General features: G+C 70.5%; 23 protein-coding genes and 2 pseudogenes. 8 read left to right on the top strand and 17 right to left on the bottom strand.

Going from position 1 to position 24,617, the window contains the following annotated elements; translation table 11 throughout:
- Nucleotide 1: 1 nt before the first annotated feature.
- From AB0761_RS01855 to AB0761_RS01870, 4 genes are all read right to left on the bottom strand, one after another.
- Nucleotides 2-763 carry an SDR family oxidoreductase gene (locus AB0761_RS01855; protein WP_377267056.1) on the bottom strand — a complete coding sequence of 254 codons (762 nt, stop codon included), beginning with the start codon at nt 761-763 and terminating at the stop codon, nt 2-4.
- A gap of 52 nt (nt 764-815) precedes the next feature.
- A complete protein-coding gene (locus tag AB0761_RS01860; RefSeq protein WP_377267057.1) occupies nt 816-2,108 on the bottom strand; it encodes a thiamine pyrophosphate-dependent enzyme in 1,293 nt (430 codons plus the stop codon).
- A 32-nt stretch (nt 2,109-2,140) separates the two neighbouring features.
- Entirely contained in the window at nt 2,141-2,425 is a 285-nt protein-coding gene (locus tag AB0761_RS01865; protein ID WP_377267058.1) for a thiamine pyrophosphate-binding protein, read from the bottom strand.
- A gap of 289 nt (nt 2,426-2,714) precedes the next feature.
- Nucleotides 2,715-3,875 carry an alpha-hydroxy-acid oxidizing protein gene (locus tag AB0761_RS01870; protein WP_377273911.1) on the bottom strand — a complete coding sequence of 387 codons (1,161 nt, stop codon included), beginning with the start codon at nt 3,873-3,875 and terminating at the stop codon, nt 2,715-2,717.
- Nucleotides 3,876-3,983: 108 nt separating this feature from the next.
- Here AB0761_RS01870 and AB0761_RS01875 point away from each other — a divergent pair, with 108 nt between their 5' ends.
- On the top strand, nt 3,984-5,018 hold the full coding sequence (locus tag AB0761_RS01875) for an Lrp/AsnC family transcriptional regulator (RefSeq protein WP_377267059.1): 1,035 nt from the start codon (nt 3,984-3,986) through the stop codon (nt 5,016-5,018).
- A 455-nt stretch (nt 5,019-5,473) separates the two neighbouring features.
- Here the strand turns inward: AB0761_RS01875 and AB0761_RS01880 are convergent, their stop codons facing one another.
- The gene (locus AB0761_RS01880) at nt 5,474-6,037 is read right to left on the bottom strand and encodes a cysteine hydrolase family protein (RefSeq protein ID WP_377267060.1); all 564 of its coding nucleotides are present in this window, start codon (nt 6,035-6,037) and stop codon (nt 5,474-5,476) included.
- Between the two features lie 70 nt (nt 6,038-6,107).
- Here AB0761_RS01880 and AB0761_RS01885 point away from each other — a divergent pair.
- From AB0761_RS01885 to AB0761_RS01905, 5 genes and pseudogenes are all read left to right on the top strand, one after another.
- A pseudogene (locus AB0761_RS01885) lies at nt 6,108-6,293 on the top strand (L-rhamnose mutarotase); the annotation flags it as partial.
- A 123-nt stretch (nt 6,294-6,416) separates the two neighbouring features.
- Nucleotides 6,417-6,545 (top strand): annotated as a pseudogene (locus AB0761_RS01890) (hypothetical protein); the annotation flags it as partial.
- 34 nt (nt 6,546-6,579) lie between these two features.
- Nucleotides 6,580-6,801 carry a hypothetical protein gene (locus AB0761_RS01895; protein ID WP_377267061.1) on the top strand — a complete coding sequence of 74 codons (222 nt, stop codon included), beginning with the start codon at nt 6,580-6,582 and terminating at the stop codon, nt 6,799-6,801.
- Between the two features lie 233 nt (nt 6,802-7,034).
- Entirely contained in the window at nt 7,035-9,290 is a 2,256-nt protein-coding gene (locus tag AB0761_RS01900) for a right-handed parallel beta-helix repeat-containing protein (RefSeq protein WP_377267062.1), read from the top strand.
- Nucleotides 9,287-10,078: a PDZ domain-containing protein gene (locus AB0761_RS01905; protein WP_377267063.1), complete on the top strand. Its 792-nt coding sequence runs from the start codon at nt 9,287-9,289 to the stop codon at nt 10,076-10,078. Before AB0761_RS01900 ends, AB0761_RS01905 begins: the two co-directional genes overlap by 4 nt.
- Before the next feature lie 676 nt (nt 10,079-10,754).
- Here AB0761_RS01905 and AB0761_RS01910 read toward each other — a convergent pair.
- Nucleotides 10,755-11,735, bottom strand: a complete 981-nt coding sequence (locus tag AB0761_RS01910; protein WP_377267064.1) for a pirin family protein — start codon at nt 11,733-11,735, stop codon at nt 10,755-10,757.
- A gap of 117 nt (nt 11,736-11,852) precedes the next feature.
- On the opposite strand from AB0761_RS01910, the gene AB0761_RS01915 reads away from it, so the two are divergent.
- Nucleotides 11,853-12,341: a carboxymuconolactone decarboxylase family protein gene (locus AB0761_RS01915; protein ID WP_377267065.1), complete on the top strand. Its 489-nt coding sequence runs from the start codon at nt 11,853-11,855 to the stop codon at nt 12,339-12,341.
- Nucleotides 12,342-12,577: 236 nt separating this feature from the next.
- Here AB0761_RS01915 and AB0761_RS01920 read toward each other — a convergent pair whose 3' ends face one another.
- From AB0761_RS01920 to AB0761_RS01960, 9 genes are all read right to left on the bottom strand, one after another.
- Nucleotides 12,578-12,928 carry a tetratricopeptide repeat protein gene (locus tag AB0761_RS01920; protein WP_377267066.1) on the bottom strand — a complete coding sequence of 117 codons (351 nt, stop codon included), beginning with the start codon at nt 12,926-12,928 and terminating at the stop codon, nt 12,578-12,580.
- On the bottom strand, nt 12,925-13,914 hold the full coding sequence (locus AB0761_RS01925; RefSeq protein ID WP_377267067.1) for a pirin family protein: 990 nt from the start codon (nt 13,912-13,914) through the stop codon (nt 12,925-12,927). Before AB0761_RS01925 ends, AB0761_RS01920 begins: the two co-directional genes overlap by 4 nt.
- 289 nt (nt 13,915-14,203) lie before the next feature.
- Entirely contained in the window at nt 14,204-15,658 is a 1,455-nt protein-coding gene (locus tag AB0761_RS01930) for a catalase (protein WP_377267068.1), read from the bottom strand.
- A 421-nt stretch (nt 15,659-16,079) separates the two neighbouring features.
- A complete protein-coding gene (locus AB0761_RS01935; protein WP_377267069.1) occupies nt 16,080-16,649 on the bottom strand; it encodes a hypothetical protein in 570 nt (189 codons plus the stop codon).
- On the bottom strand, nt 16,553-17,263 hold the full coding sequence (locus tag AB0761_RS01940) for a hypothetical protein (RefSeq protein WP_377267070.1): 711 nt from the start codon (nt 17,261-17,263) through the stop codon (nt 16,553-16,555). Before AB0761_RS01940 ends, AB0761_RS01935 begins: the two co-directional genes overlap by 97 nt.
- Before the next feature lie 589 nt (nt 17,264-17,852).
- Nucleotides 17,853-18,221 carry a hypothetical protein gene (locus tag AB0761_RS01945; protein WP_377267071.1) on the bottom strand — a complete coding sequence of 123 codons (369 nt, stop codon included), beginning with the start codon at nt 18,219-18,221 and terminating at the stop codon, nt 17,853-17,855.
- Nucleotides 18,222-18,566: 345 nt separating this feature from the next.
- On the bottom strand, nt 18,567-18,857 hold the full coding sequence (locus AB0761_RS01950) for a hypothetical protein (RefSeq protein WP_377267072.1): 291 nt from the start codon (nt 18,855-18,857) through the stop codon (nt 18,567-18,569).
- Nucleotides 18,858-18,909: 52 nt separating this feature from the next.
- Nucleotides 18,910-19,221, bottom strand: coding sequence for a hypothetical protein (locus tag AB0761_RS01955; RefSeq protein ID WP_377267073.1), 312 nt, complete (start codon nt 19,219-19,221; stop codon nt 18,910-18,912).
- Between the two features lie 796 nt (nt 19,222-20,017).
- Entirely contained in the window at nt 20,018-20,593 is a 576-nt protein-coding gene (locus AB0761_RS01960) for a TetR/AcrR family transcriptional regulator (protein ID WP_377267074.1), read from the bottom strand.
- 337 nt (nt 20,594-20,930) lie between these two features.
- On the opposite strand from AB0761_RS01960, the gene AB0761_RS01965 reads away from it, so the two are divergent.
- Nucleotides 20,931-22,391, top strand: a complete 1,461-nt coding sequence (locus AB0761_RS01965; protein WP_377267075.1) for an MFS transporter — start codon at nt 20,931-20,933, stop codon at nt 22,389-22,391.
- A gap of 515 nt (nt 22,392-22,906) precedes the next feature.
- Here AB0761_RS01965 and AB0761_RS01970 read toward each other — a convergent pair.
- Both AB0761_RS01970 and AB0761_RS01975 read right to left on the bottom strand, forming a co-directional pair.
- Entirely contained in the window at nt 22,907-23,752 is an 846-nt protein-coding gene (locus tag AB0761_RS01970; RefSeq protein ID WP_377267076.1) for an ABC transporter permease, read from the bottom strand.
- On the bottom strand, nt 23,749-24,354 hold the full coding sequence (locus tag AB0761_RS01975) for an ATP-binding cassette domain-containing protein (protein WP_377267077.1): 606 nt from the start codon (nt 24,352-24,354) through the stop codon (nt 23,749-23,751). The genes AB0761_RS01970 and AB0761_RS01975 overlap by 4 nt, the downstream gene beginning before the upstream one ends.
- Between the last annotated feature and the right edge of the window lie 263 nt (nt 24,355-24,617).

The raw sequence follows: 24,617 nt of genomic DNA on the forward strand, positions 1-24,617 counted from the left end.
GCTAAAAGCCTTTGCGCACGCCGCCGTCGATCGACAGCATCACACCCGTGAGGTAGGACGCTGCGGGCGAGAGCAGGAAGGCCGCGCTGCGGCCGAACTCGTCCGGGGTGCCGTAGCGGCGCAGGGGGACCCCGGCGGTGGCGCGCTCGCGGGCGGCGTCGGCGTCACCGTGCCGTGCCTCGAGTTCGCGTGCTCGGTCGGTCTCGATGTGGGCGGGTGCGAGACCCACGACGCGGATGCCTCTGGGGCCCAGCTCGTTGGCGAGGTTCTTCGCGTAACCAGCCAGGCCCGGCCGCAGGGCGTTGGAGATCGCGAGGCCGGGAATGGGCTCGTACACGGAGCTGGAGAGGACGAAGCCGATGACACCTCCCTCGCCCAGCTCGGCGGCGACGGCACGGGAGAGCCGTACCGCGCCGAGGAAGACCGACTCGAAGGCGGTACGCCACTGGTCGTCGTCGATGGTGTCCGACGTGCCTGCCGGGGGCCCGCCGACGCTGATGAGTACTCCGTCCAGGCGGTTGAAGGTATCGCGGGCGGCGACGATCAGGCGGTCCGGTGTGTCGGGGTCGGCGTTGTCGGCCACGACGCCGATCGCCCGCCCCGGGCCGCCGAGTTCTGCCTCAGCGGCGGCGACCGACCTCTCGTCGCGGCCGCTGACGACCACCCTCGCCCCGTCGGCCACCAGTTCGCGTGCCGTGGCCCTGCCCAGCCCGCGGGTGCCGCCGGTGACTATGTACACCCGGTCCCTCAGTCCGAAGTCCATGATTGTTGTCCTCTCTCCGCTGCTTCTTCTTCGATCGTGCGAGCCAAGTGGCCTACAGCATCGCCTTCTGGGGCTGCGTGGCGACCACGATGACGGTGGTGGTGCCGGCGGTCAGGGCCGTCCTGAACTCCCGCTCCAGTTCCTCGGTGGTCTCCACGTCGACCGCGCGGCATCCGAAGCCGCGGGCGACGGAGGCGATGTCGAGCCCGGGCAGGTCGAGTCCGGGCACGCCCGGGGTCTCCTCCAGGACTGCGAACGACTTGAGGATGGAGTACTCCTGGTTGCGCATGACCACGTAGACGATCGGGAGGTTCTGCTGGGCGGCCGTGTAGAGGGCCTGCACGGAGTACTGGAAGGAGCCGTCGCCGATCAGACCGACCACCGGTCGTGCGATGCCCCTGTCCCGGTCACCCAGCGCGACGCCCACGGCGGCCGGGGTGCCCCAGCCGATGCCGCCGCTGGCCGTGGCGAAGAACGATCCGGTCCGGATGGTGGGGAGCCACTCGATCTGCTGCGCCATCGTGGAGGTCGACTCGTTGACGATGACCGCGTCGGCCGGCCTGACCCTGCTCAGAGCGGCGTACACCTCCGGCGGGGTGAGCGGGGTGTTCGGCGCCTGGGGGAGCTCACGGGGCCGCGGCATCGGTTCCGGAGCGGTCCGCGCCGATCCCTCGGCGACCATGTCCAGGAGCAGCTCGATCGCCGTCCTCGGATCGCCCAGGAGGCTGTCACCCACACGGGCCGCCGCGGCAACACCCGGATTGCCGGTGATCTGCAGCAGCTCCGTGCCCTCCGGCAGGTACGGCCCGGGCACGTAGGGGTAGTAGCGGAACACCTCGGCGCCGATCACGATCACGAGGTCGTGTCCGGTCAGCCGGTCGCCGATGGTCTTCACCGACATTCCGAGCGGGCCGCCGAAGAGGGGGTGGTCCTCGGGGAAGGAGGCGCGGTCCAGCAGAGGGGCGCCGTAGACGGCCGCGCGCAGCTTCTCCGCCAGCGCGACGGCCACGTCCCAGCCACCGGCGCGATCCACCTCGGGACCGAAGACCAGCGCGGGACGACGGCTGGCCGAGATGCGATCGGCGAACGTGCGCAGCCGTCCGGTGTCAGGGGCGACGCGGTCGCTGACCGTCCGCACCCGGGTGAAGTCGGACAGGGGACGCTTCCAGTCGTCCATCGGGATCGACAGGTAGACCGGGCCCGTCGGCGGCTGCAACGCCTCCGCGTAGGCCCGCATGAAGGCCTCCGGGACGTCCTCGGCGCGGGCCGGCTCGTAGGACCACTTCACCCATGGCCTGGGCAGCGTGATGGCCTCGCGGTTGCCGAGGTACGGGTCGCCGATCACCAGTTCTCGGTGCTGCTGGCCGGAGGTGATGATCAGTGGTGTGTTGCGTGGTAGGCCGCCACCAGGTTGCCCACGGCGTTGCCCATCCCGGCCGAGGAGTGCAGGTTGACCAGTGCGGGGCGGCCGGTCACCTGGGCGAAGGTGTCGGCCATCGCGATGGCGGACGCCTCCTGCAGCGCCAGGACGTAGGTGAAGTCCTCCGGGAAGTCCTGCAGGAAGGGCTGCTCGGTGGAACCGGGATTGCCGAAGACCGTGCTGAGTCTGAGGGTGCGCAGCAGGTTGTAGGTGATGCTGCGGACGGTGGGCTTCTCCGTCATGGTTGCCGTCGACTTCCTTGCTGGGGCTGGGTTTCTGGTTCAACTGGTCCGGCCGGGGGGTGCGCGCTGTTCTGTGCGGTGTCGAATGCCGTCTTCGGCGTCGTGAGGTGCCGGAAGCGTGCGCCAGTCCGATCCTGCTGCACACATAGGTACCTGTCGTGACATACACACTGTTTGGTGACAGGCCTGCTCGGAGGGCTGGGCCCAGGTCGCTGAGGAGGTGGAGCATGGCCGACCACTCGGTGGACGAGGCACCGCCGACGCGTCCGCCCCGGCTGGTCGACGGCTGTCAGGTGAGGTGGCGGAGGGCGTCCGGGGTGAGGTCGGCGAGGGCGGGGTAGCCGTCGACAGCCATGATCAGGTCTGCTTCGGCGAGCAGGGACCGCAGCACGTGGACGACGCCGGCCTCGCCGCCATAGGCGAGGCCGTACGCGTAGGGGCGTCCGACGCCGACGGCAGTGGCGCCCAGGGCGATGGCCTTGATGATGTCGGCTCCTGTGCGGACACCGGAGTCGAAGAGGACGGGTGTGCCGTCGGCGGCCTGGACCACGCCCGGCAGGGCGTCGAGAGCGGGCAGGCCGCCGTTGGCCTGGCGGCCGCCGTGGTTGGAGCAGTGGATTCCGTCCACGCCGGCGTCCTTGGCGCGGCGGACGTCGTCGGGGTGGCAGATGCCCTTGAGGATCAGCGGCAGGTCGGTGATCGAGCGCAGCCAGGGCAGGTCGTCCCAGGTGAGCGGGTTGCCGAAGATCCGCACCCACTCGGCGACCGCGGCTGCCGGGTCGTCCTCCGGGCTGCGGGCAAGGCGGGCGCGGAAGACGGGGTCGCTGGTGTAGTTGGTGAGGCAGTTCCCGCGAAGCTGGGGGAAGTTGCTGATGGCGAGGTCGCGGGGGCGCCAGCCGGTGATCCAGGTGTCCAGGGTGACCACGATGCCCTTGAACCCGGCCCTTTCGGCACGGTGGACCAGGCTCTCGGCCAGCTCGCGGTCGGTGGGCGTGTAGAGCTGGAAGAAGCCCGGTGTGTCACCGAACTCGGCGGCGACCTGCTCCAGCGGATCGACGGTCAGGGTGGAGGCGATCATGGGCACGCCGGTGCGGGCGGCGGCGCGCGCGGTGGCGAGATCGCCGTGGCCGTCCTGGGCGCACAGCCCGATCACCCCGACCGGGGCCATGAACAGCGGCGAGGGGAGGCGCAGTCCGAACAGGTCGACGGAGAGATCCCGCTCCGTGGCCCCCACCATCATGCGCGGCACCAGGCCCCAGCGGTGGAACGCGGTGACGTTGGCCCGTTGGGTGCGCTCGTCGCCGGCGCCGCCCATGACATAGGAGCGCACCGAGGCAGGCATCGCGGCCTGAGCCAGCGGCTCCAGCTCGTCGTAGGTCATCGGGAAGCGCGGCACCACTCCGCGCAGCCCGTCCAGGTAGATCTCGTCCTGATAGTCGCCGTACGCCATGGTCCGGTCCTCCTTCACGCTCGCCAGGTGCGGGCTCCTGAAGTCCACAATGGGAGAGTGACGAGTGAAAGCCGCCAAACGCAGGATTCTGCCTCTCAGGGCAGGACGATGCAGGATGCTGCACCGGCACTGCTCACAGAGGACGACCTGGCACTGATCAATGCGCTGCAGATGCAGCCGCGGGCCTCATGGACCGAGCTCGGGCGCGCCCTGGAGGTCGACCCGGTCACCGTCGCCCGCCGCTTCGGACGGCTGGCCGACCAGGGCGCCGCCTGGGTGGGGTTCTCACCCGGCCCGCGCCTGTTCGAGCAGGTCTGCGTGGCCTTCGTCGTGATCGACTGCGCTCCGGGCGCCACCAGCGGGGTCGCCCGGGCACTGAGCGCCCACCCCCACATACTCACGATCGAGCGTGCGGCCGCCGGCCACGACATCCTTGCCATCGTGGCCACCCGTGATCTGCCGGCCCTCTCCCGCTACACCCTGGACCTGCTCCCGCACCTTCCCGGCATCACCACCGTGGAAGCCCGGATTGTCACCCACATGTTCACCGAGGGCGGGCGGTGGCGCATCGCCGCCCTGGCGCCCGACCAGCGCGCCCAGCTGACCGGCCCGCCCCCGGCCCCAACCCCTGTCGCCCCGGGCGACATCAGCCCCTTCGACCGCGCCCTCATCACCCGGCTCGCCCACGACGGCCGCGCCTCCTACCAGGCCCTGGCCGACGGCCTCGGCGTCAGTCTCAACGCCGCCAAACGCCGCACCGAACATCTCACCCGACGCGGCCTCCTGCGGTTCCGCTGCGACTTCGCCCGTCCCCTTGGTGGCTGGCCCGTCTCGGTCACCCTCTGGGCCAGAGTCCCGCCCGCCGACCTCCCCGAGATCGGCCACGCCCTCGTTCGCCTGCCCGAAACGCGCAACTGCGCCGCCGTCAGCGGCCCCCACAACCTCATCGTCCAGGCCAGTCTGCACTCCGTCAGCGACGTTCTGCGCCTGGAGACCCAGCTTGCGACCGCTCACCCGAGCCTCGACATCGTCGACCGCGTCATCGCCCTGCGCCAGGACAAGCTCATGGGGCGCCTTCTGGACCCCTACGGCCGCTCCGTCGGCATCGTCCCGCCCGACCTCTGGGCAGAGCCGGCAATATGACGCACCCGGCGCCCCGGGCTGCCTGCCCCGCCACGTTCGTCGTGGCGTCGGGTCAGGCGCGCGTTCTTGCGGACTGGTGGTCGTCCGACGCCGGGGCGGCTTGGATTTGCCGCACCGGCGGGGCAGTTGACCTTCGTGCGGGGGTGCCGGAATCCTCGTCGGACGCGTGCAGGGAGACCACCAACCCGGAAGTCGTCGTCACCGAATACCGGCTCCACGGCCGGGTTGTCGCCACCGGAATGCGGTTCACCTCCAGCATCGTCATGATCGCCCGGGCTCGGCGCGGATTGATCGTCTGGCCCCGCACTTACTCGCCCGCTGGACGGCGCCATCACCTTCGACGCAGCCCAGGATCTCCTCACCGGGTCACCGGGTCACCGGGTCACCGGGCTCACCAGGCTCACCGGGCTCACCGCGGCATAGTGCTCACCCCGCGCGCGGGGCGCAGCCGGAAGCTACCTCGGCGCGATCGCGTCGAGCCACTCCTCGACCGTGAGGACGTCGCCCCACAACGGGAACAGGTTCTCGGTGACGACCCGGTGCAGTTCGGGATCGGTGTCGAGGCAGGCATCCGCCAGGACGGTGAGGCCGAGGTCCAGGTCGATGGCGCGGCACGCGGTGGACAGCACCACGGCGCTGGTGGCGATGCCGGCGAGCACGAGGCTGTCGATGTCGCGGGCCCTGAGCACCAGGTCCAGGTCGCTGCCCGAGAAGGCGCTCGCCCTCCGCTTGGTCACCACGACGTCGCCCGGCTCAGGCGCGACCTCGGGGTGGATCTCCGTACCGGGAGCACCCTCGGCGAACAGTCCCGCCCGCACCACGTTGGCGATCACCTTGCTGCGGGCACTGGCCTGCGAATCACCCGCCGGCAGGCGCATGACCACGTAGATCACGGGAATCGACGCTGCCCGCGCACCATCGATCGCGCGCCGCAGCCGCGGAAGATAGCCGGAACCGTCGTCGGCGATGTCCACGACGTCCCACTGGACGTCCATCACGAGAAGCGCACTGTTGGCCATGCCCGCGATCCTTCCACCCCTCGGAGCCCCTGGAGGCAACATGGTGTGAGACTGGATCCACCGATCGGTGAGCGGCACCGAGCTCTTCCACCTCCTGGAGATCGAGGACTACGCCGCCCTCATCGCCGAGCTCGGCAAACTGCCCGTCAACGCCGCCTGGCAGGCCCGGATGGCCGACCTGCTGGAAGTCGCGCACGACTACTCCACCGGTGGAGCCGACGCCCCGCTCCCCGTGGTCTGGCAGCTACCGCTATGAGCACAGGCGCCCCGTCGGCGCCCCAGGACCGCAGGCCGACGGCACTGAGCCGGACGTCTTGCACGTCGAGGTCGTCTACGCCATCACCCCCGAGCGGAGCACTCCACTCATGACTTCTGGGGCGTGGCGTGCGACTTCACCTTCGACGACCAGCAGGTCAGCAAATTCCTGCAGGAGAGCAACCGCGCTGTCGTCCGTCAGGACATCGTCGCCCTCGACACGCTGGAGCAGGTCGTCGCCTCCGAGCCCAGGGGCACGCCGGAGCTGAGCGCCCACATCGACACCGGTGGCCGCGTGGCCCGCCGGGGACACGGTGCACCGCGTCGTCTGGATCCCCGGTACCGACCGGCTGCACGGCTGGTGCTGGTACGGCACCGAGCAGGAATCGGACGACCCGGTGGAGCTGTGGGAATGGCCTCTGGCCCACCCTGATGCCCACTCCGACCCTCCGACCGCACCGCCCCCGCCCTGCTCCTGCCCGCTGGCGTCTGCCCCGAACATCGTCTGAGGACATCTGATGACCAGCAGCAACAGCGGGCCGACGCCGAGGTCATGCCAGGCCGATGGTTGGTCGGAGGGTTTGGTTGATGGCCCTGCTGCTGGTGCAGCATCTGTGCGGCCCTTGCCTCGGCTTGCGACGCCTCGGAAGCATACATCGGATGTTTTCGTGCGAGCCGGTCATCCCGGTGCAGCCTCGAGGCGTCACACCTCGAGGTAGGTCGAGTAAATTCTGATCGAGTGATGGACGCGAGAGATCCGAGACGCTATATACATCGGATGTATCACACCAGGGTGTTCATTCAAGTGCTGGGGAGGAACTCGATGTTCAGGCCCGCGTGGGCAACAACTCTCGTCACGGTCGCGGTGCTCGCCACCGGGATCGTGATGCCGGCCATCGCGTCCGCGAGCCCGCCGCCGAAGATCCTCTATGCGGCGCCGAACGGCACGGGCCCGGCTTGCAGCCGCCCCCGGCCGTGCTCACTGATCGACGCTCAACAGCGCGAACGTCACGTGCTCGCCACCGGCGAGGGCAAGGTCAAGAACGTCGTCGTCGAACTCTCCGCCGGCACCTACCGGCTCGCTGCGCCCCTGCAGTTCGGCCCGCAGGATTCCGGCCAGGGCGGCCACACCGTGACCTGGACCGCAGCCCCCGGGGCGGAGGTGACGATCAGCGGAGGCCGCCTGCTGCATCCGGACTGGCAGCCCGTCGCCACCGGGAGCAAGGTCATGGCGGCGACTGTTCCGGCCGGCCTGACTTTCGACGGCCTCTCCGTGAACGGGCAGCGCCAGATACTTGCGCGCTATCCGAACGATGACCCCACGGCTCCCCGCCTGGAAGGGGCGACCACGCTCGCGGACCTCAACCAGGAGTCGGCCAAGTGGGCGGACCCGTCGACCGCGCTGGTGCGCGCGATGCACTGCGGCGACTGGGGCAGTGTCTCGTTCACCGCCGGCGGACGCACAAACAACGCCCTTGATCTGCACTACGTCGGGGACAGCAACCGCGGCCAGGACTGCGGACTGAGCCTCGGCAACGGACCCGGCAGAGTGGGCCCGGTCATGGTCGAGAACGTCAAGGAGGAACTGGACGCGCCCGGCGAGTGGTACTACGACGGCAAGAGCGGCCAGTTGCTGTACTACCCGCAGGCCGGCACGGACCTGTCCACGGCAACCGTGGAGACCGCGGAACAGGACCAGTTGATCACGCTGACCGGCGACTCCGCCAAAAACCCGGTGCACGACATCACCTTCGACGGGCTCCACTTCACCGGCACACACCGGACGCTGTTCGACAGCACCTTCGAGAACGACGCCAAGGGTGACTGGGCGGTCGTGCGCAAGGGCGCCATGTCCATGAAGAACGCCACCGGCATCACGGTGACCAACTCGTTCTTCGACCAGCTCGGCGGCAACGGCGTGTTCATCGACGGTTACAACGACGGCAACGTGATCAGCAACAACACGTTCGAGTCCGACGGCGCCACCGACGTGCAGATCGTCGGCTCTCCTGACGCGGTGCGCGACTACTCGGACAACTACTACGACACGGTCCCCGTCGATGACACCGGCACGGGGCCGAAGAGCGAGAACTACCCGCGTGACATCTCCGTGAAGAACAACCTCATGGAGAACATGGGTCGCTTCGAGCAGCAGTCGTCCGGCGTGAACATCTCCACGAGCAAGGACGTCACCGTCGACGGAAACACCATCGACGGGAGCCCACGCGCCTGCCTCAACATCGAGGACGGCACCTGGAGCGGCCATGTCATCAAGAACAACGACCTCTTCAACTGCGTCCAGCACACCGGCGACAACGGATCGATCAACGTCTGGGGCCGCTCTCGGTTCTGGGCAAGTTCCGGCAACAACACCCTCGCGGCAGGAACCTCGTTCGAAGGCGCCACCGGTTCCCAACTGACCGACAGCCAGGCCAAGGATCTGGTGAAACTCGACGTTGTCGAGCCCATCACGATCGAGCACAACCGGTTCTGGCACGACGGCGACTGGGCCATCGACCTGGACGACGGCTCCTCGAACTTCACGCTGCAGGACAACCTGATCCTCAAGGGTGGAATCAAGCTCCGCGACGGCTACGACCGAACCGTGCAGAACAACCTGCTCGTCAACGGGAGCATCTTCGAACAGGTCAGTCACAGCGACGACGGCGATGTCATCAAGCACAACATCACGCTCGGCGACCAGGCCTACAACAACGTCCTGAACAATCCCGTGACCGCCAAGTACACGGTCGACGACAACGTGTTCTGGAACGGCGGGTACCCGATCAACGTCAACCCGGACGGCCACGGCAATCAGAAGCTGTCCTCGGACGGCACGACCGTCAACACCCAGTCATCCTGGGTGCAGGACGGCATGGACGTGCATTCCCTCGTCGTCGACCCGAAGTTCAAGGCCGCCGATCCGACGGCCACCTACGACTTCACCGTGGCCGACGACTCGCCGCGCTCGGCCTCGGCTACACGAACATCGCGATGACCGGTTTCGGCGCATCGGGTGCACCACTGCCGCCCAAGGCCGCCCTGTCGTACGGACCCGGTTCCGGCGGCGGGACCCCGCCCCCGGCCAGCCTGACCACACAGCCGGAGATGCTGATGGGAGCCACGGCCACCAACATCCCCTCGCTCGCCGTGCAGTCCTCACTCGGGCTCACGAACGACTACGGGCTCTACCTGGCAAGCGTTCCCGCCGGCTCCTACGCCGCCCAGAGCGGCCTGCAGACCGGCGACGACATCACGGCCATCGACGGCACCGCGGTCACCGACGACCGCAACACGTTCTGGCAGCCCTACAACAAGCTGGCGCCGGGCGATCCGATCACCCTGACAGTGCGACGCGGGCAGAGCAACGTCACCGTCGAACTGACCAAGACGGACCAGCCGGAGCAGCTGAACGACACCTCCGGCGTGGTCTACACCAACACCGGCGCCCCCAACACCGGCTGGATCTGGCGCGGTAGCGCCACCGGTGGAAGCCAGTCCTTCCTCAACGACATCTGGGCCACCCAGAATGTCGGCGACTCCTGGAGCCTCACCTTCAACGGTACCGGCCTCGACATCATCTCCGAGACCAACACGGACGAGGGAGATGTCGCTCTGGCGATCGACGGAGTGGCCTACAAGACGGTCAGTTTCGTCAGCCCGTCGCGGGTGTACCAGAAGACCGTCGTCTCCATCTCCGGTCTTCAATCCGGCGTGCACACCATCACCGGCACCATGAGCAGCGGCAGCTACATGATCGTGGACGCGTTCCTCACCCATCCGTGACCCTCGACGTAGCTGTCCGCCGGCCACCGCCTTGCCTATGTCGCCCACGACATAGGCAAGGCGGTGGGGCGAACACCCGGGACAGCCCCACCGGCAGCGGCGATGCCCCGAGAGGGACCCGAATGCCCACTTCGACCGCCGCGGCGCAGGAGTGCACTTCCGCGCCGCGGCGCGATCCCGCGCGTCGGCGACGCAGCTGAGTTGCCCGAAGTCGGATCGGCACAGCCGCCCGGTGAGGGTGACGGCGGCGACGAGGGGCTTACGGGCCAACAGTGGCGTGTAGAGGTGGGCAGACCCGAGTGGAAGCTACTTCAAGCCGTCGGGAAAGGGGAATTCCGCCCGGAGATGTCTGAACGCCCGTCGCCTGACACCCGGACGCAATTCGGACCGCAGGGCCAGTCCGTCAACATGCAGGGCACAAGCGTAGTCCAGAGCTCCGCCGGGGCGTCTGAAATATATGACAGGCCGTCAGAAAGGTCAGCAAGAGGTCAGCATCGATCCGACGAGACCCTGTCACACGCGTACACCCTTGGGACTCGCCCCGATGCGAGGCAGGGCACTCGAGGGTCCCGGGAGGGCTGGTGAACGGCCGGCCGGCTCCCGCCTGCAAGCACCGAGCCCCACCCGGGCTGCCAAGCGCGAGCTCCACCGACTCGACCCAGCACATTCCCGCAGGTCAGTGCACCCGACCACGAGGCTTCAAGGGCGTCTTGGGCATCTCCGGCGCCCGCAGTGCAGCGCCGTCGTAGCCGTGCACCTCGCCGAAGCGGGTGCCGTTCTCCCAGTCGTGGCGCGCCTGCGCGATCTCCTCACCGGATGAGCCGATGAAGTTCCACCACATCACGATCTGCTCCTCGAACGGTGTCCCACCGAGCAGGACCAGTCGGGCAGTGGAGTCCGTGGTGTTCGTCAGGGTCAGCGTGTCGCCGCCGGGTGCGAGGTAGCCGAGCTCGGCCGGGCGCAGCAGTGTCCCCGCCATCAGCACCTCCCCGCTGTCGACGAGCAGGCCGTGCTCGAAGCCGGGGTCGATGGCGAGGCTGGTCGTCGCGCCGGGCGCGAGGGTGAGTTCGGCGCCGAGCAGGGGTGTGAAGGTAGGTACGGGTGAGGTGTCGCCCGCCAGCGTTCCGAGGAAGACCCTGGCTTCGCCTCCGTCGATCAGGACCGGGCGCGGGGCGTAGTGCTGGAAGGCCGGTGCCGTCCGGCGGTGCTGGTCGGGCAGTGCCACCCAGAGCTGCACGCCGTGCAGGACCGTGGTCCGGGCGGTGGAGACCTCGGAGTGGGCGATGCCGCGCCCGCTGGTCATGAGGTTGAGCTCACCGGGACGGACCATGGCGTGGCTGCCGATGCTGTCGCGGTGCTCGATCTCTCCGCTGAACAGCCAGCTCACGGTCTGCAGCCCGGTGTGGGGGTGGGGGGCGACGTCCATTCCACCTGTGGTGGCGACGTCCTGCGGCCCGTAGTGGTCGGCGAAACACCAGGCGCCGATCAGGCTCCTGGTCCGCTGGGGCAGTGTGCGCCGCACCGTGATCGCGCGAGGGCCGCCCAGGGGTACGTCCCGTGCGGGAAGCACCTCCACATGCTGCTCCTCCGGCACCGGCGTCCCGCTCGGTGCGGCGCTGCGCTGCGACTCGACCCACCCTGCCTCGGTGCTGCTCATTCTGTGACGCCTTTCACCATGCAAAAGGTTTTATATTCAACGAATATATGGCAATGATAGGCCAAGGATCCAGGAGCTACACCACACATCGGCCGGCGGCCGAGCAGAGGAGTCCGGGTGAGTGATGTGACAGAGGCACCGGTGAGTCGGCGGGTCTTCGTCGACAAGCAGAGCCCCCGCGCCTACCACTCCCTGATCCAGACCTCCGAGGCGGTCCGTGCGGTCGCGGCCGACGCCGGACTGGACCGGGCGCTCGTGGAACTGGTCAATGTGCGTGTGTCGCAGATCAACGGCTGCGCCTACTGCCTCGATGTCCACACCAAGGCCGCGCTGCACGCCGGCCAGACCGTACAGCGTCTGGGCGTGCTGGCCGGCTGGCGCAACACCGACCTGTTCACCGCACGGGAGCGGGTGATGCTCGCCCTGGCGGAGGCCACCGTCAAGCCGTCGGACACCACCGCCCAGGAGGCCGCCTATGACGCAGCCAGGCGGCTCCTGACCGACGACGAGATCTCGGCGGTGGTGTGGGTGGCGATCACCATCAATGCGTTCAACCAGCTCTCCGTCATCAGCAGGCACCCCGTGCGGCGGATCCCCGAGCAGTGACCGGCCGCCGCTGAACGGTGCATCCGGCGGCGGGTCCCGCTCGACGGCCGGGACCTGCCGCCCGCGCCGGCCACGGAGGGGGACGGCCGGCCAGGAAGAACAGCTCCTGCCCGCCGGCACGGTCGAGGCCCTCGGATCTCCCCGAAGGACCCCGACCGCAGCACTCCCCCGGCTTCCCCAACTCGCAAGCCGCAGCCGGTCGAGCCGTTCGCCGCGGCGGCGCCGCGCCCTCGCCGTCAGCGCACGGCCTCCGGCTCGCCGCCCAGCGCGGCCGCCATGCGCAGCCATGGTGCCGCCTCCTCGGCACGCCCCTGGCGCTGCAGGGTCCGCCCGAGCATCAGGTGGGCGTACTGCTCGACCGGGTCGCGGGCGATCACCTCGCGCAACTGCTCCTCAGCGCGGCGCAGTTGGGCCGAGTGGTAGTAGGCACGGGCCAGCAGCAGCCGGGGGGCGAGCTGCCCGGGGAACTCCGAGACGACATCGCCGAGCAGCCGGGCGGCCTCGGCGTACTCCTTCGCCTCGAAGAACAGTCCGGCGCGCTCCCAGCGCTCCGCCGCGCTCTCCTCGACGTACGCGTTGGTGGTCATACGAGCTCCTCTCCCGGGGTTGTGTGGGGCATACGGCCGGCGGGGACGACGCCGAGCCTGCCGTGCTCGAAGTCCTCGACCGCCTGGATGATCTCGGCCTTGGTGTTCATCACGAACGGTCCGAAGTGGGCGACGGGTTCACGGATCGGCAGGCCGCCGAGCACCAGCACGTCCAGGTCGGGCGTCCGGGTGTCCGGACGGTCGGTGGCAGTCACCGTCAGCGCCCCGCCCGGCCCGAGTACGGCGAGCTGGTGCGGGTCCAGGGGATGCAGGGCCGGGCCGACCGTGCCGCGCCCGGACAGCGAGTACACCAGCGCGTTGAAGTCGGGACGCCAGGGCAGGACGAGGCGGGCACCGGGACTCAGCGTCGCATGGATCAGGGTGATCGGCGTGAAGGTGCTGCCCGGCCCCTGGTGCCCTGCGATGTCCCCTGCGATGACGCGCACCAGCGCTCCGCCGTCGGGCGAGGACAGCAGTGCCGCCTGGGGCCCTTCGATGCTCTGGTACTGCGGCGCGTTCCACTTGTGGGCGCGGGGCAGGTTCACCCACAGCTGGACGCCGTGGAACAGACCGCCGGACATGACCAGCGCCTCGGGTGGCGTCTCGATGTGCAGGATTCCGCTGCCGGCGGTCATCCACTGTGTCCCTCCGTCGGTGATCAGTCCTCCGCCGCCGTGCGAGTCCTGGTGCTCCATACGACCGTCGATCATGTAGGTGACGGTCTCGAAGCCGCGGTGCGGGTGCCAGGCGGTCCCCTTCGGCTCACCCGGCGCGTACTCGACCTCGCCCATCTGGTCCATGTGGACGAAGGGGTCGAGGTCGCGCAGCGAGACGCCCGCGAAGGCGCGGAAGACCGGGAACCCCTCCCCCTCGAATCCCTGGGGCGCGGTGCCGACCGACCGCACGGCGCGCTGCGCAGCGGCCTGCAGGTCGGGCTCCGGGATGCGCGGCAGACGGAGTGTGTTCTCCACGGTCACGGCGGGCATGGCATCCTCCTCGGACAGCCGGATCGGAACGACTGGTTGAACATTGAACCAATGGTCCGCATTCCCGGCCCCAGTCCCGCCTGCCGCCCGGAGGCCCGAAGTCCGGCGGCCGCTCACCGGCGCATCCCGGCGGAGCCGCCGCCCTTCGGTGGCCGCCTGCCGCCGTACCCGCAGACGTACAGGCACCGCACCCACGCGCGCATGGCAGGGCGACGGCCGCCTCCGGAGGTGCGCGGCCCCCAGAGGGGGCGAGCGCGTCAGTCCGTGCGGCGGCCGTCGCCGGGGTTGTTCACTGTCCGAACGCGGCGGCGATACGGTCGCCGAGGTCCTTGTCGATGTTGCGCCAGTACTGCAGGGCACGCTTCAACACCGGCTCGCTGACGCCGTCGGCGAGGTGGCCGGTGACATTGGAGACCAGCCTGTCCCGGGCGCTGTCGTCGAGGACCGTACGCACCATGGTGCCCGCCTGGCCCCAGTCGTCGTCCTCGCGGTGCAGCGGGGATGCCTCACGGATCATCTTGCCCGCGACGTCCCAGCCGGCCGGCTCACCCCAGGTCGCGGTGGCGGCGTCGGGTCCGCCGTAGCTGTTGGGCGCGTAGACCGCACCGGTGCGGGCGGGCTCGTAGCGCATGGGCCCGTCCTTGGCGTAGGACGCCAAGGGGCTGTGGGGCCGGTTGGGCGGCAGCTGGGCGTAGTTGGGTCCGATCCGGTAGCGGTGCGTGTCCGGGTAGGAGAACAGCCGTCCGAGCAGCATCTTGTCCGGCGACGGGCCGATGCCGGGCACCAGGTTGGACGGTTCGAAGGCGGCCTGCTCGATGTGGACGAAGAAGTCCTCGGGGTTCTCGGTGAGCCGCATCCGGCCGACCTCGATGAGCGGGTAGTCGCCGTGCGGCCAGACCTTGGTCAGGTCGAACGGGTTGAACCGGTAGTCCCAGGCGTCGTCGAAGGGCATCACCTGGACGTACACCGTCCAGGACGGGTGCTCGCCACGCTTGATCGCGTCGAAGAGGTCTCGGCGGTGCGCGTCCGGGTTGGACCCGGCGAGTTGGTCCGCCTCGGCCTGGGTGAGGTGGTCGATGCCCTGGTCGGTCTTGATGTGGTACTTGACCCACACCCTCTTGCCCTCGGCGTTCACCCACATATAGGTGTGCGAGCTGTAGCCGTTCATGTGCCGCCAGGTCTTCGGGATGCCCCGGTCGCCCATGAGCCAGGTGACCATGTGCGCCGACTCGGGGGAGAGCGTCCAGAAGTCCCACTGCATGTCGTGGTCGCGCAGACCCGAGTCGGGGCGCCGCTTCTGCGAACGGATGAAGTCCTGGAACTTCATCGGGTCGCGGACGAAGAAGATCGGGGTGTTGTTGCCGACCATGTCGTAGTTGCCGTGCTCGGTGTAGAACTTCAGCGCGAAGCCGCGCGGGTCGCGCCAGGTGTCGGGGCTGCCCTGCTCGCCCGCCACGGTCGAGAACCGGGCGAGCATCCTGGTGCGCTTGCCGGGCTGGAAGAGGTCCGCCTTGGTGAACTCGCTGACGTCCTGGGTCGTCTCGAAGACCCCGTACGCCCCGCCGCCCTTGGCATGCACCACCCGCTCGGGGACCCGCTCCCGGTTGAACTGGGCCATCTTCTCGATCAGGTAGTGGTCCTGCATCAGGATCGGGCCGACCGGTCCAGCGGTGAGCGAGTGCTCGTCGCTCTCCACGGGGATGCCCACATTGGTCGTGGTGTAGGGGATTGACTCCTGGGTCATTTCAAGCCTCCGTCCTCCCTCAGCACTCAACCACTCACGACATATGGTGACAAGTTGCACAAATCAGACAGGCTACCGGGCATGCCTCCACGCCTGGGCCCGCAGTCGGCCGGTAGACCGGGGAGGGCTCCGCGCCACCCGCACGCCCCAGGTACCGGGGGGCCGATGTCACCCGTGACGGCGGCCGTCCGGGCGCGACCGCACCGCTCGCGGCGGTGCGGGACCCGGCGCCACCCAGCACCCCCGCAGGCTCCGGCGGCACGAGGAGCCCGCCGCAAGGCTGATCCCGACGGACGGAAGCGGCCCTCCTTGCCCCTGTCGAACCGTCCCCTTCACAGCGCTGGGGCCTTTCCCGGAGCAGCCCTGCGGAACCCTCCCCGGGGGGGCGGTCATGGCCCTCGACCCGCGCCCGGCCTCGACCTCAGCGAGGCCGACGGTCTGCCTGGCCCATGGGGTGCCGGGCCAGGTACGGCGGGAATGCCGCAGGGTCGCTGAAGTCCTGGTCCGCATCGGGCCAGCGGCGGCGCAGCAGCGCGGCGATACGGCGGAGCCAGCCGGTGAGATGGGGCAGGGCGTTGCGGGTCCGGGCGGTGTGGGCCGCGGCCTCGAGGGTGGCGATGAGCTGGAGGCGGCTGGGGTCGCCCGGTGGGCGGGTGTCCAGCGGGGGGAACCGGTGCAGCCGGATCAGTGCCCAGGACATACAGGCGGCGGCGAGGCCGGACCCGTACCGCCGGTCGTCCTGCGCCTCCGGGATTCCGAGCGCCAGGGCGCTGCGGTACTGGTCGGCCAGCCCGGTGGTGACCGGGTCGCCGACGGCCAGCCAGGCCGGGCCGGGGACATACAGGCATACGGCGTCGGTCAGCGCATGGGTGTAGCCGGCGGACTCGAAGTCGATCAGGCGGGCGTCGGCCGGACCGGAGGCGTGCAGGAGGATGTTGTTGGCTTCCGCGTCCCCGTTGCTGAGTACCAGGAACGGGCCCGGGTCGTGCAACTCGTCCAGTGCGGAGGCAAGATCGGATGCGGCCCGGCCGTCGAGGGGTGTCCCGAGCGCCGCGGCGTGTCCGACGGCCGACTCCCGGAACGGGGCGAGCGGTCCACCAGGTCGGCCGCCGGGTCGACCGGTCCCAGCGCGGCCCGGCGGGCGTAGTAGCTCTCGGCCCGCCCGGCGGTGACCGCGCTCAGCTCACCGCGGGCACGGGCGAACGCAGCCAGCCGTCCGTTGTGAGCGGCCGCCCCGTCGCGTCGGAGCAACCGGTCCAGGGCGACGCGGGGTGCGAGGTCCTCCAGAACGAGGATCCCGGCGACCATGTCGGCCGCGATGACCCGGGGCACCAGGCCACCCCCGACGTCGTCACCGAGGAACTGCAGCGCAGCCGACTCGTTGCGCAGCCGCCAGGCGGCGGTGCGGGCCCGGGCGGGGGCGGCCCGTGTCCACTTGACGACGACGGAGTGCGGGGCGGCGGCACTCCGGAGCCGGACGCGGGCCACGGCCCAGGGCTCCAGTTGCTCCCAGCGGTCGACGGCGACCGGCGAGGCGTACCGCTCGGCCAGAAGGGTCTGCAGAGCAGCGGCGGCGGCCCGGGGGACCGCTTCGGGAGCGGACATCTGCTGAGCCTACGGCCCGAACGCCTGCCCTTGGGGAAATCCTCCGGCTGAAGCCGGGCGGACGGTACGGCCGCCTGCCGATCCCCCCAGGCCCGGCCTGGACACCTCGGACGTCGCACGCGACAACGCCGACGCGGCCGGGATCTCCCGGCCGGGCGGCAGCGCGGAGGATCTGGAGGCGCCGGCCGCCTGCGGTGCCACCGGCTCCCGCCGCCTGACCGCCGACCTGCCCCCTGCACCACGGCAGCGCCGCCCGCCGCCTCGAACGGATCGGCAAGGCTCTGAGCACCGACCTCAGCGGGCCCACATGTCCGGCACGGGCCGGGCTCGCCCTCACCGCAGGCGGCAGCTCGACCGCTGAGGACGATCCGCCCGCTCCACCCGTAGATCGTGCTGTGCCCGGCCCCGGGTCCGCCCCCGCCGGTCGCGGCCGTCCGGCCGCCCCGGGTGAGTACACCCGCCGTCCGCTCCACGGGCGCGGCGCGCTCCTCGACGGCTCTCGTGCCTGCCGGGGCTGTCTGCCGGAGCAGTGCGCGGACGGGTCGCACGGCGGCGGAGCCGCACGACCCGTCCCTGTCGAGCTGTCCTGCTACTCGGCCGTGGCAGGTACGGGAGCCGCCTCCGGTGCAGCCGCCGCGGGTGCGGGCGCGGAGGCGTCCGCTGCCTCGGCGGCATCGTTGCTGTGCTCGGCGATGAACTCCTCGCCGAGCACCTCGCGGGCCGCGTCCAGGTGGTCGAGTTCGACCTCGCCGTACTCGGCCGCGTGGCCGTCGAGGGCGAGGAGAATGCGCTCGACCGGCGCGTGCGAGCCGTTGAGGCGCTGCTCGGCGTAGACGGCGACACCGAGCTTGAGGAAGAGCTTGGCGGCGCGGCGGTGCTCGGCATACTCCTGGACGGCGTCCTCCCCCATCTCGAAGCCCTTCGCGGTGACCTCGACTATCTTCTTGATGAAGCTCATGCTGCACTCCTGAACATGCCGGTTGGGATGCTGCCTGCCGGGTGGCCCGCGAGTGGCGGCCGCTCCCGTACGCGGTGACCTTATGGCACGGAACTTCCCGCCCTGGCAGGAGGTAGGTCTTCCTGACGCAACGTCAGTCCCGGAGTGCGGGCGGGGGGTGACGCGACGTTGCCACCCCTCACCCACCTGCCGCCCACGGCGCGGCGCAGAGGCTTTCCCAGCCGGGTCGGCCCATGACCGCGCGAAGGTCCCGGCAGTCCCGGTCCGCCCGCCCGCACCGGGTACCGGCAGCGCGTCGCGCGGTCCGTGCCGCACCGGGCCTGCGCGTGGGTAGGGACGCTCGGGTCAGCAGAACCAGCCGTCCTGCACCCAGCCATGGCGGTTGATGTTGCCGTAGGCGAAGCCGTAGTCCCAGCCGCCCTGCTTGCGCTCGACCGTGAAGGTCTGGCCCTGGAAGAGGGTGCCCATCCACGCTCCGCCGGGGTCGGTACGCACATACAGGTCCTGTGCGCAGACCGTCTCGCGCTGGCCGACGGTGCCGTCCGCGGCCTGCGCGGGTACGGCCCCCGCGAGGGCTGCGGCGGTCAGTGCGCACCCGACGGCGACGGCGGTGCGGGTGGTACGGAATGCAGGCATCAGCGGCCCTTTCAACGAGGAGGGTGGAGGTCGGACACGGCCATGGGTCCGGTCACCATGAGTCGTAGCCGCCGAGGCACTCGATGCGGACGTAGCCCCAGTCGCCCTTGCCGAAGTCGAAGGTGGCAGCCCAGCCGTTGTAGACGGGGTGGACCCCGCGGGTGTGGCCGACCTTGTTGCCGTAGCCCAGCACCCGGATCAGCCCGGACGGACCGGAGGAGCTGTCGTAGTTGGCGTAGAAGCTCGCACTCTGGCACACGATCACGGCGTGCTCCGGCGGTACGACGGCCTGCGCGGGCGTCGCCACGGCTATCGCCGCCACCGCGGCGGTTGCGCCCACCAGCGTCCGCATGGTCATCCCCATGTGATGTCCTCTCCTTGCACCAAAGGGTCGAGTGACCTGGTCTCGCTCGGCATTCAGGTCTGACAGATCGCCAGTTCTGTTCGATCAGGTCCCCGCAGAGTCTGCGGAGCTCTGTCCGGGCAGCGCTCAGCGTCCCGCCGGGGCGGCGGGCCGGAGCAGGTGTGCGGTACCGGGCCAGGATTCCGTGCCAAGGTCTATGCGGGTAGATGCCGGGCGGTGAAAATTACATGACCATGCCGTTTCGGCCTCCGTCCTGGCCGCCCATCCGGCCGGGCCACCCCGGACCGCACGTCGGCTCAGGACCGGTCCGGGCCTCTGCGCCACCCGCCACCCAGGCCCCGACCTGCGGAGCGGAGCCGACGGGTCGTACGGCTCATGGCGAACCGCGTCGGCCCCGAGGCGGGGCGAGGGAGCAACCGCCGAAGAGGTCGTCACCCTCCCCCAGCCCTCCGCCCGCACTGCTCCGCTGCCGACGCCGAGGCGGTGTCACAGAGCCTCCGGAGCGCAGCTGCGCGCCGGTGCGCACCGCACCCCGGCCCCTGCCGGGCAACCCCCGGCGCCGCCTCACCACGGAGCCGCTCCCGCCTGCCGTCCGGCACCCGGGGCACCTCACGGCCCACCACGGAGAGCCGCCAGCCCGACGGGACGTCCGTTCCGCCGCCACGTCAGCCGGGCGGACGGGGGCGACGCGCCCAACCGGCGGCGCAGCCGGAGTTCCCGCAGAGCAGCCGGCCGCCGACCCGCCGAAGACCACCCCTCCCCGACGGGCCCCCCACCCCGGCGTCGACCTGCCCGGTCAGCGGCAGCGCACTCCGTCGAGGGCGACACCGACGACCCGGGCGCGCTGCGCGTCGTCCACGAATTTGGTCGCGGTGATGCCCGCGACCATCCGCACCAGGTCGTCGAAGTCCATGTCCTTGCGGGCCTCGCCGGCCTCCTGCGCGCGCACGAACAGGGGGCCACCCGCCTCGTACATGGAGGTGCGGCAGGCGAGGAAGATCTCCGACTCGCCGTTCAGTGCTTCGCGGATCGCCTGCTTGGTCACCGTGTACTCCACGAAGCGTTCCAGCCAGGACGTCAGCGCCGACCACGGCTCCTGCCCGGCGACCTCCAGCGCCACCCGGCAGAGCGCGTTCACCTCCTCCGCGTAGACGCTCTCGAAGAGGTGCCTGCGGGTGGGGAAGTTGCGGTAGAGGGTGCCGATGCCGACCCCGGCCCGGCGGGCGATGTCCTCCAGGGACGCCTCCGCGCCCTGCTCGGCGAATGCCTCGCGTGCGGCGGCCAGCAGCGCGTCGAAGTTGCGCGCTGCATCCTTGCGGCGCGGGCGCTGCACCGCGACGATCTCGCCGACGAGGACGGGTTGGGCCGCCACTGCTGCCTCCCTGATGGAACCGGGTTGAACCGGAGGTCAGCCTCCGCTACAGTGGAGGCATGCCTCCACTTTAACAGTCGAGCCATCCGCTGCGGCGACCCCCGCAGCCCCCTTACTCCGCACACTCCGCAAGAGGCGTCCCCCCTGCGCCGGCTCTCCGACGCTGCGCCGGGCCGCCGGGCCGGTTGTACGCCGTGTCCATCTCCGCACCACCCCCGACGCTCCGCACCACCCCCGACGGCCGGTCCGCCCTGCCGTCGGCGCTCCCTGCCCTGTCGACCAGTTCGTACAACCGCGGCCACGACACGTCCGCCGCATCCCGTTCGAGAGGCTCCCCATGCCCCGGAACTCCACCCGCCTCACCTTCACGGTCCTTGCGACCGGCGGTGGCGTGTTCTCCATGCTCCAGTCGCTGATAGCGCCGGCGCTGCCCACCATCCAGCACGCCCTGCACACCTCGCAGTCCACCGCTACCTGGGTGATGACCGCGTATCTGCTCTCCGCGTCGATCTTCACGCCGATCCTCGGCCGCGTCGGCGACCTGGTGGGGAAGAAGCGCACACTCGTCGCCGTGCTGGTCGCACTGGTACTGGGCTGCCTGCTCGCCGCCCTGGCCCCCACCATCGGAGTCCTGATCATCGCCCGCGTGATCCAGGGCATCGGCGGAGCGCTGCTCCCCCTGTCCTTCGGCATCATCCGCGACGAGTTCGCGGCCGCCGAGGTCGGCTCCAGCATCAGCAACTTCTCCGCGGTGATCGCGGCCGGCGGCGGCGTCGGCATGGTCGCCGCCGGACCCATCGTGACCGCGCTCGACTACCGCTGGCTCTTCTGGCTGCCGGTCGCCGTCGTGGCCGCCACCGCGCTGATCGCTCTCCGCTGCATCCCCGAGTCCCCGCGCCGGGCCGCCGGGCGGGTCAACTGGGCCGGCGCGGGACTGCTCTCGGGATGGCTGGTCGCACTGCTGCTTCCGCTGAGCCAGGCCTCCACCTGGGGCTGGACGTCCACCCGTGTGATCGGGCTCTTCGCCGCCGCCGTCGTGCTCTTCGCCCTGTGGCTGCTGGCCGAGGCGCGTTCCCGCCACCCCCTGATCGACCTGCGTGTCATGCGGCTGCCCGCCGTGTGGACCACCAACACCGCCGCCCTCCTCTTCGGCGCGGGCATGTACTCGATCTGGTCCTTCCTCCCGGGCTTCACCCAGACCCCCCGCTCCGCGGGCTACGGCTTCGGCGCGAGCGTCACGGGGGCCGGCCTGCTGATGCTGCCGATGCTGGTCGCCATGTTCTTCTCGGGTGTGCTCAGCGGCCGTCTGGCGCCCCTGTTCGGAGCCAAGAAGCTGCTCATCTCCGGCGCCGCGCTCGGCGCCGTCGCCTGCGGGGTGCTCTCCGCCTGGCACGACCAGCAGTGGCAGGTGGCCTTGGCCGCGGGCATCTTCGGCCTCGGCATCGGCCTCGCCTTCTCCTCGATGGCCAACCTGATCGTGGGCAGCGTCCCCGCCGAGCAGACCGGCGCGGCCACCGGTATGAACGCCAACATCCGGACCATCGGCGGCTCCATCGGAGCCTCGGTGACCAGCGTCCTGGTGACCGGCCACCTCCAGTCCTCGGGCCTCCCCCAGGCCTCCGGCTACACCCATGCGTTCGCCCTGCTGGCCCTGCTCTGCCTGGGTGCCTCGCTCGCCGCCCTTCTCGTCCCGGCGCGGCGCGCCTCCCGTACGACCCTGCTGGCGCAGTCCTCCGACGAACTGCTCGCGGCGCCGGCGGTGGAGGCCCGCACCGTCTCCCCGAGCACCCGGGGCTGACACCGCACGGTCACCACCGCCAGGGGAGCCGATCGCCGCCTGGGGTTCCGTCAGCCCGCTGACGGAACCCCAGGCGGCGATACGTTTGCCGGGACGGCCGGCGAGTCCGCCGCCCCTGCGGCTGTCGGCCCGGCTCCTCGTCGGGTGGCCCACAGCCCGGTGACGGTCGTGTCCGCGCCATGCCGGATCACTGCCTCCCGACCGGCAGCAGGCGGTCGTTCAGGTGTCGATCCGGCCGGCCCGGACGTCTGCGTCAGGCGGACGGCGGCCGGACGGGGACCCAGATCCCGAGGGGCCGCCACGGCCGCCGGATGTCCCCGGGGCAGGGTGCCGGAGCAGAACGGCACCGCCGACGACTCCTGGGCGAAGTGATAGCGGACACCACCCGGGCCGGGCACCGGGCCGCCGGCCGGGCGCGCGGCCCCGAGGTGCTGTGAAGGGGGTTTGGCGCTTCACGCCGGGAGCCGGGAGCCGGGCACCGGGCGGGCGGGACGACCGCGTCGGCGACGGGTGCGTCAGCCGCCCCGTGGTGCGTCCTCCGTGACCGCTTCACGCCGGTCGTCGTCGCGGCGCCCGGACATCCACAGGTGTCCCGTCCGGTGCAGCGCATTGCGGGTGCGCCGGTGGAAGGCGAGCAGGCCGACGAGTGCGGCGGCGGTGAACCAGATGAGCTGGATGGCGAGGTAGCCGGGCAGGGGTGTGGTGGAGAACCCCGCGGCGGTGGCCGCCTGCATGGCGCCGTAGGAGGGCAGAAAGCTGATCAGCGGGCTGTTCGCGGCGGAGCTGGCGATGGGGTTCTGCAGGGCGAGGTCGATGGTGCTGGTCATCACGATGGCGAACATGCCCTCGACCTCGCGGCGCAGCAGTGAGCCGAAGGCCACGCCGAGCGCCCCGTAGGTCATGGCGGCGCAGAAGAGTGCGGCGGCGAGGAGGAGGGGACGGCGGGGTGCGAAGGAGAGGCAGATGAGAGCGGTGGCGTAGGCGGCGACGGCGGCGGAGGCGAGGACCAGTGAGGCGATCTTCGCCAGGATGAGGTGGACCCGGGGATAGCCGGCGAGGGCCAGCCGGCGGTCGAAGCCGCCGCCGCTGAAGGTGGCCGCGAACATCATGAACCCGACGATCAGGGTGACGGCGTTCAGAGCGCCGGTGATCTCGGTGAGCTCGTTGCCGCGGGGGGACAGGACCTGCCCGGTGGCGCGCAGCTGGATGCGGGCCGGGGTGTTGGGGATCGACAGATAGGCGAGCGAGATCCACAGGGGGATGAACAGGGCGACCAGCAGCATGGCGAAGCGGTTGCGGACATGCTCGGTCAGCGCGTAGCGGGTGGCGGTCGTGAACAGGAGCAGATGATGCCGCCTCATGCCGCCGCCTGTGCCCCGGGGTGCAGTACGCCGTCCTTGAGGCGCCACAGCTGGTCCAGTCGGTTGGTGTCATAGGCGAGGTGGGCGACCACCAGGACGGACCGGCCGGCGTCGCGCACCTGGTCGGCGAGGTCCCAGAAGCGCAGATAGGTGTCCCAGTCGAAGCCCTGGTAGGGCTCGTCCAGCAGCAGCACCTGCGGGTCGTGCATCAGGGCCAGGGTGAGGTTGAGTTTCTGTCGGGTCCCGCCGCTGAGCGAACCGGCCCGCTCGTCGGCGTACTCGGTGAAGCGCAGCGCCTCCATGACCTCCTCGGCCCGGCGGAGGTCCGCGAGGGCGAAGGCGATCCGGAAGAACTCCAGATGCTGACGCACGGTCAGGGCGTCGTTGAGGACGACCTGCTGGGGGCAGTACCCGAACCTGCCGTGGTGGCGGACGGTGCCGCGGTCGGGGCGCAGTTCGCCGGAGAGGATCCTGAGCAGGGTCGTCTTGCCGGCACCGTTCTCCCCGACGATGCCGGCCAGCACTCCGGGGGGCAGTTCCAGGTCGACACCGCGCAGGACCCGGCGCTGGCGATAGGCGTGATGCACTCCCGACACCTCCATCGCACCCTCCCTCTCCCTGTCGGCGGCCGCACGGGTCATGTTGCAGGCGGGCCGCCGCGGGTGAACGGCGCCGCCGTGGGGCGGGAGCGGGGGTTCACCCGCACAGCCCACCGGGGGCTGCGTCCCCGGCGCGGTCCCGAGGAGGTCGCTGCGCGCCGCGATCCGGCCCAGCCTGCGGTCGGGGGCGGCACGGGGCCCGACCGTCCTCGGGGGCCGGTACGCGCAGGGCCCTGGGGGCGGACCGTCCGTCGGGGCGTGGCAAT

This window comes from Peterkaempfera podocarpi (assembly GCF_042466665.1).
GTDB lineage: Bacteria > Actinomycetota > Actinomycetes > Streptomycetales > Streptomycetaceae > Peterkaempfera > Peterkaempfera podocarpi.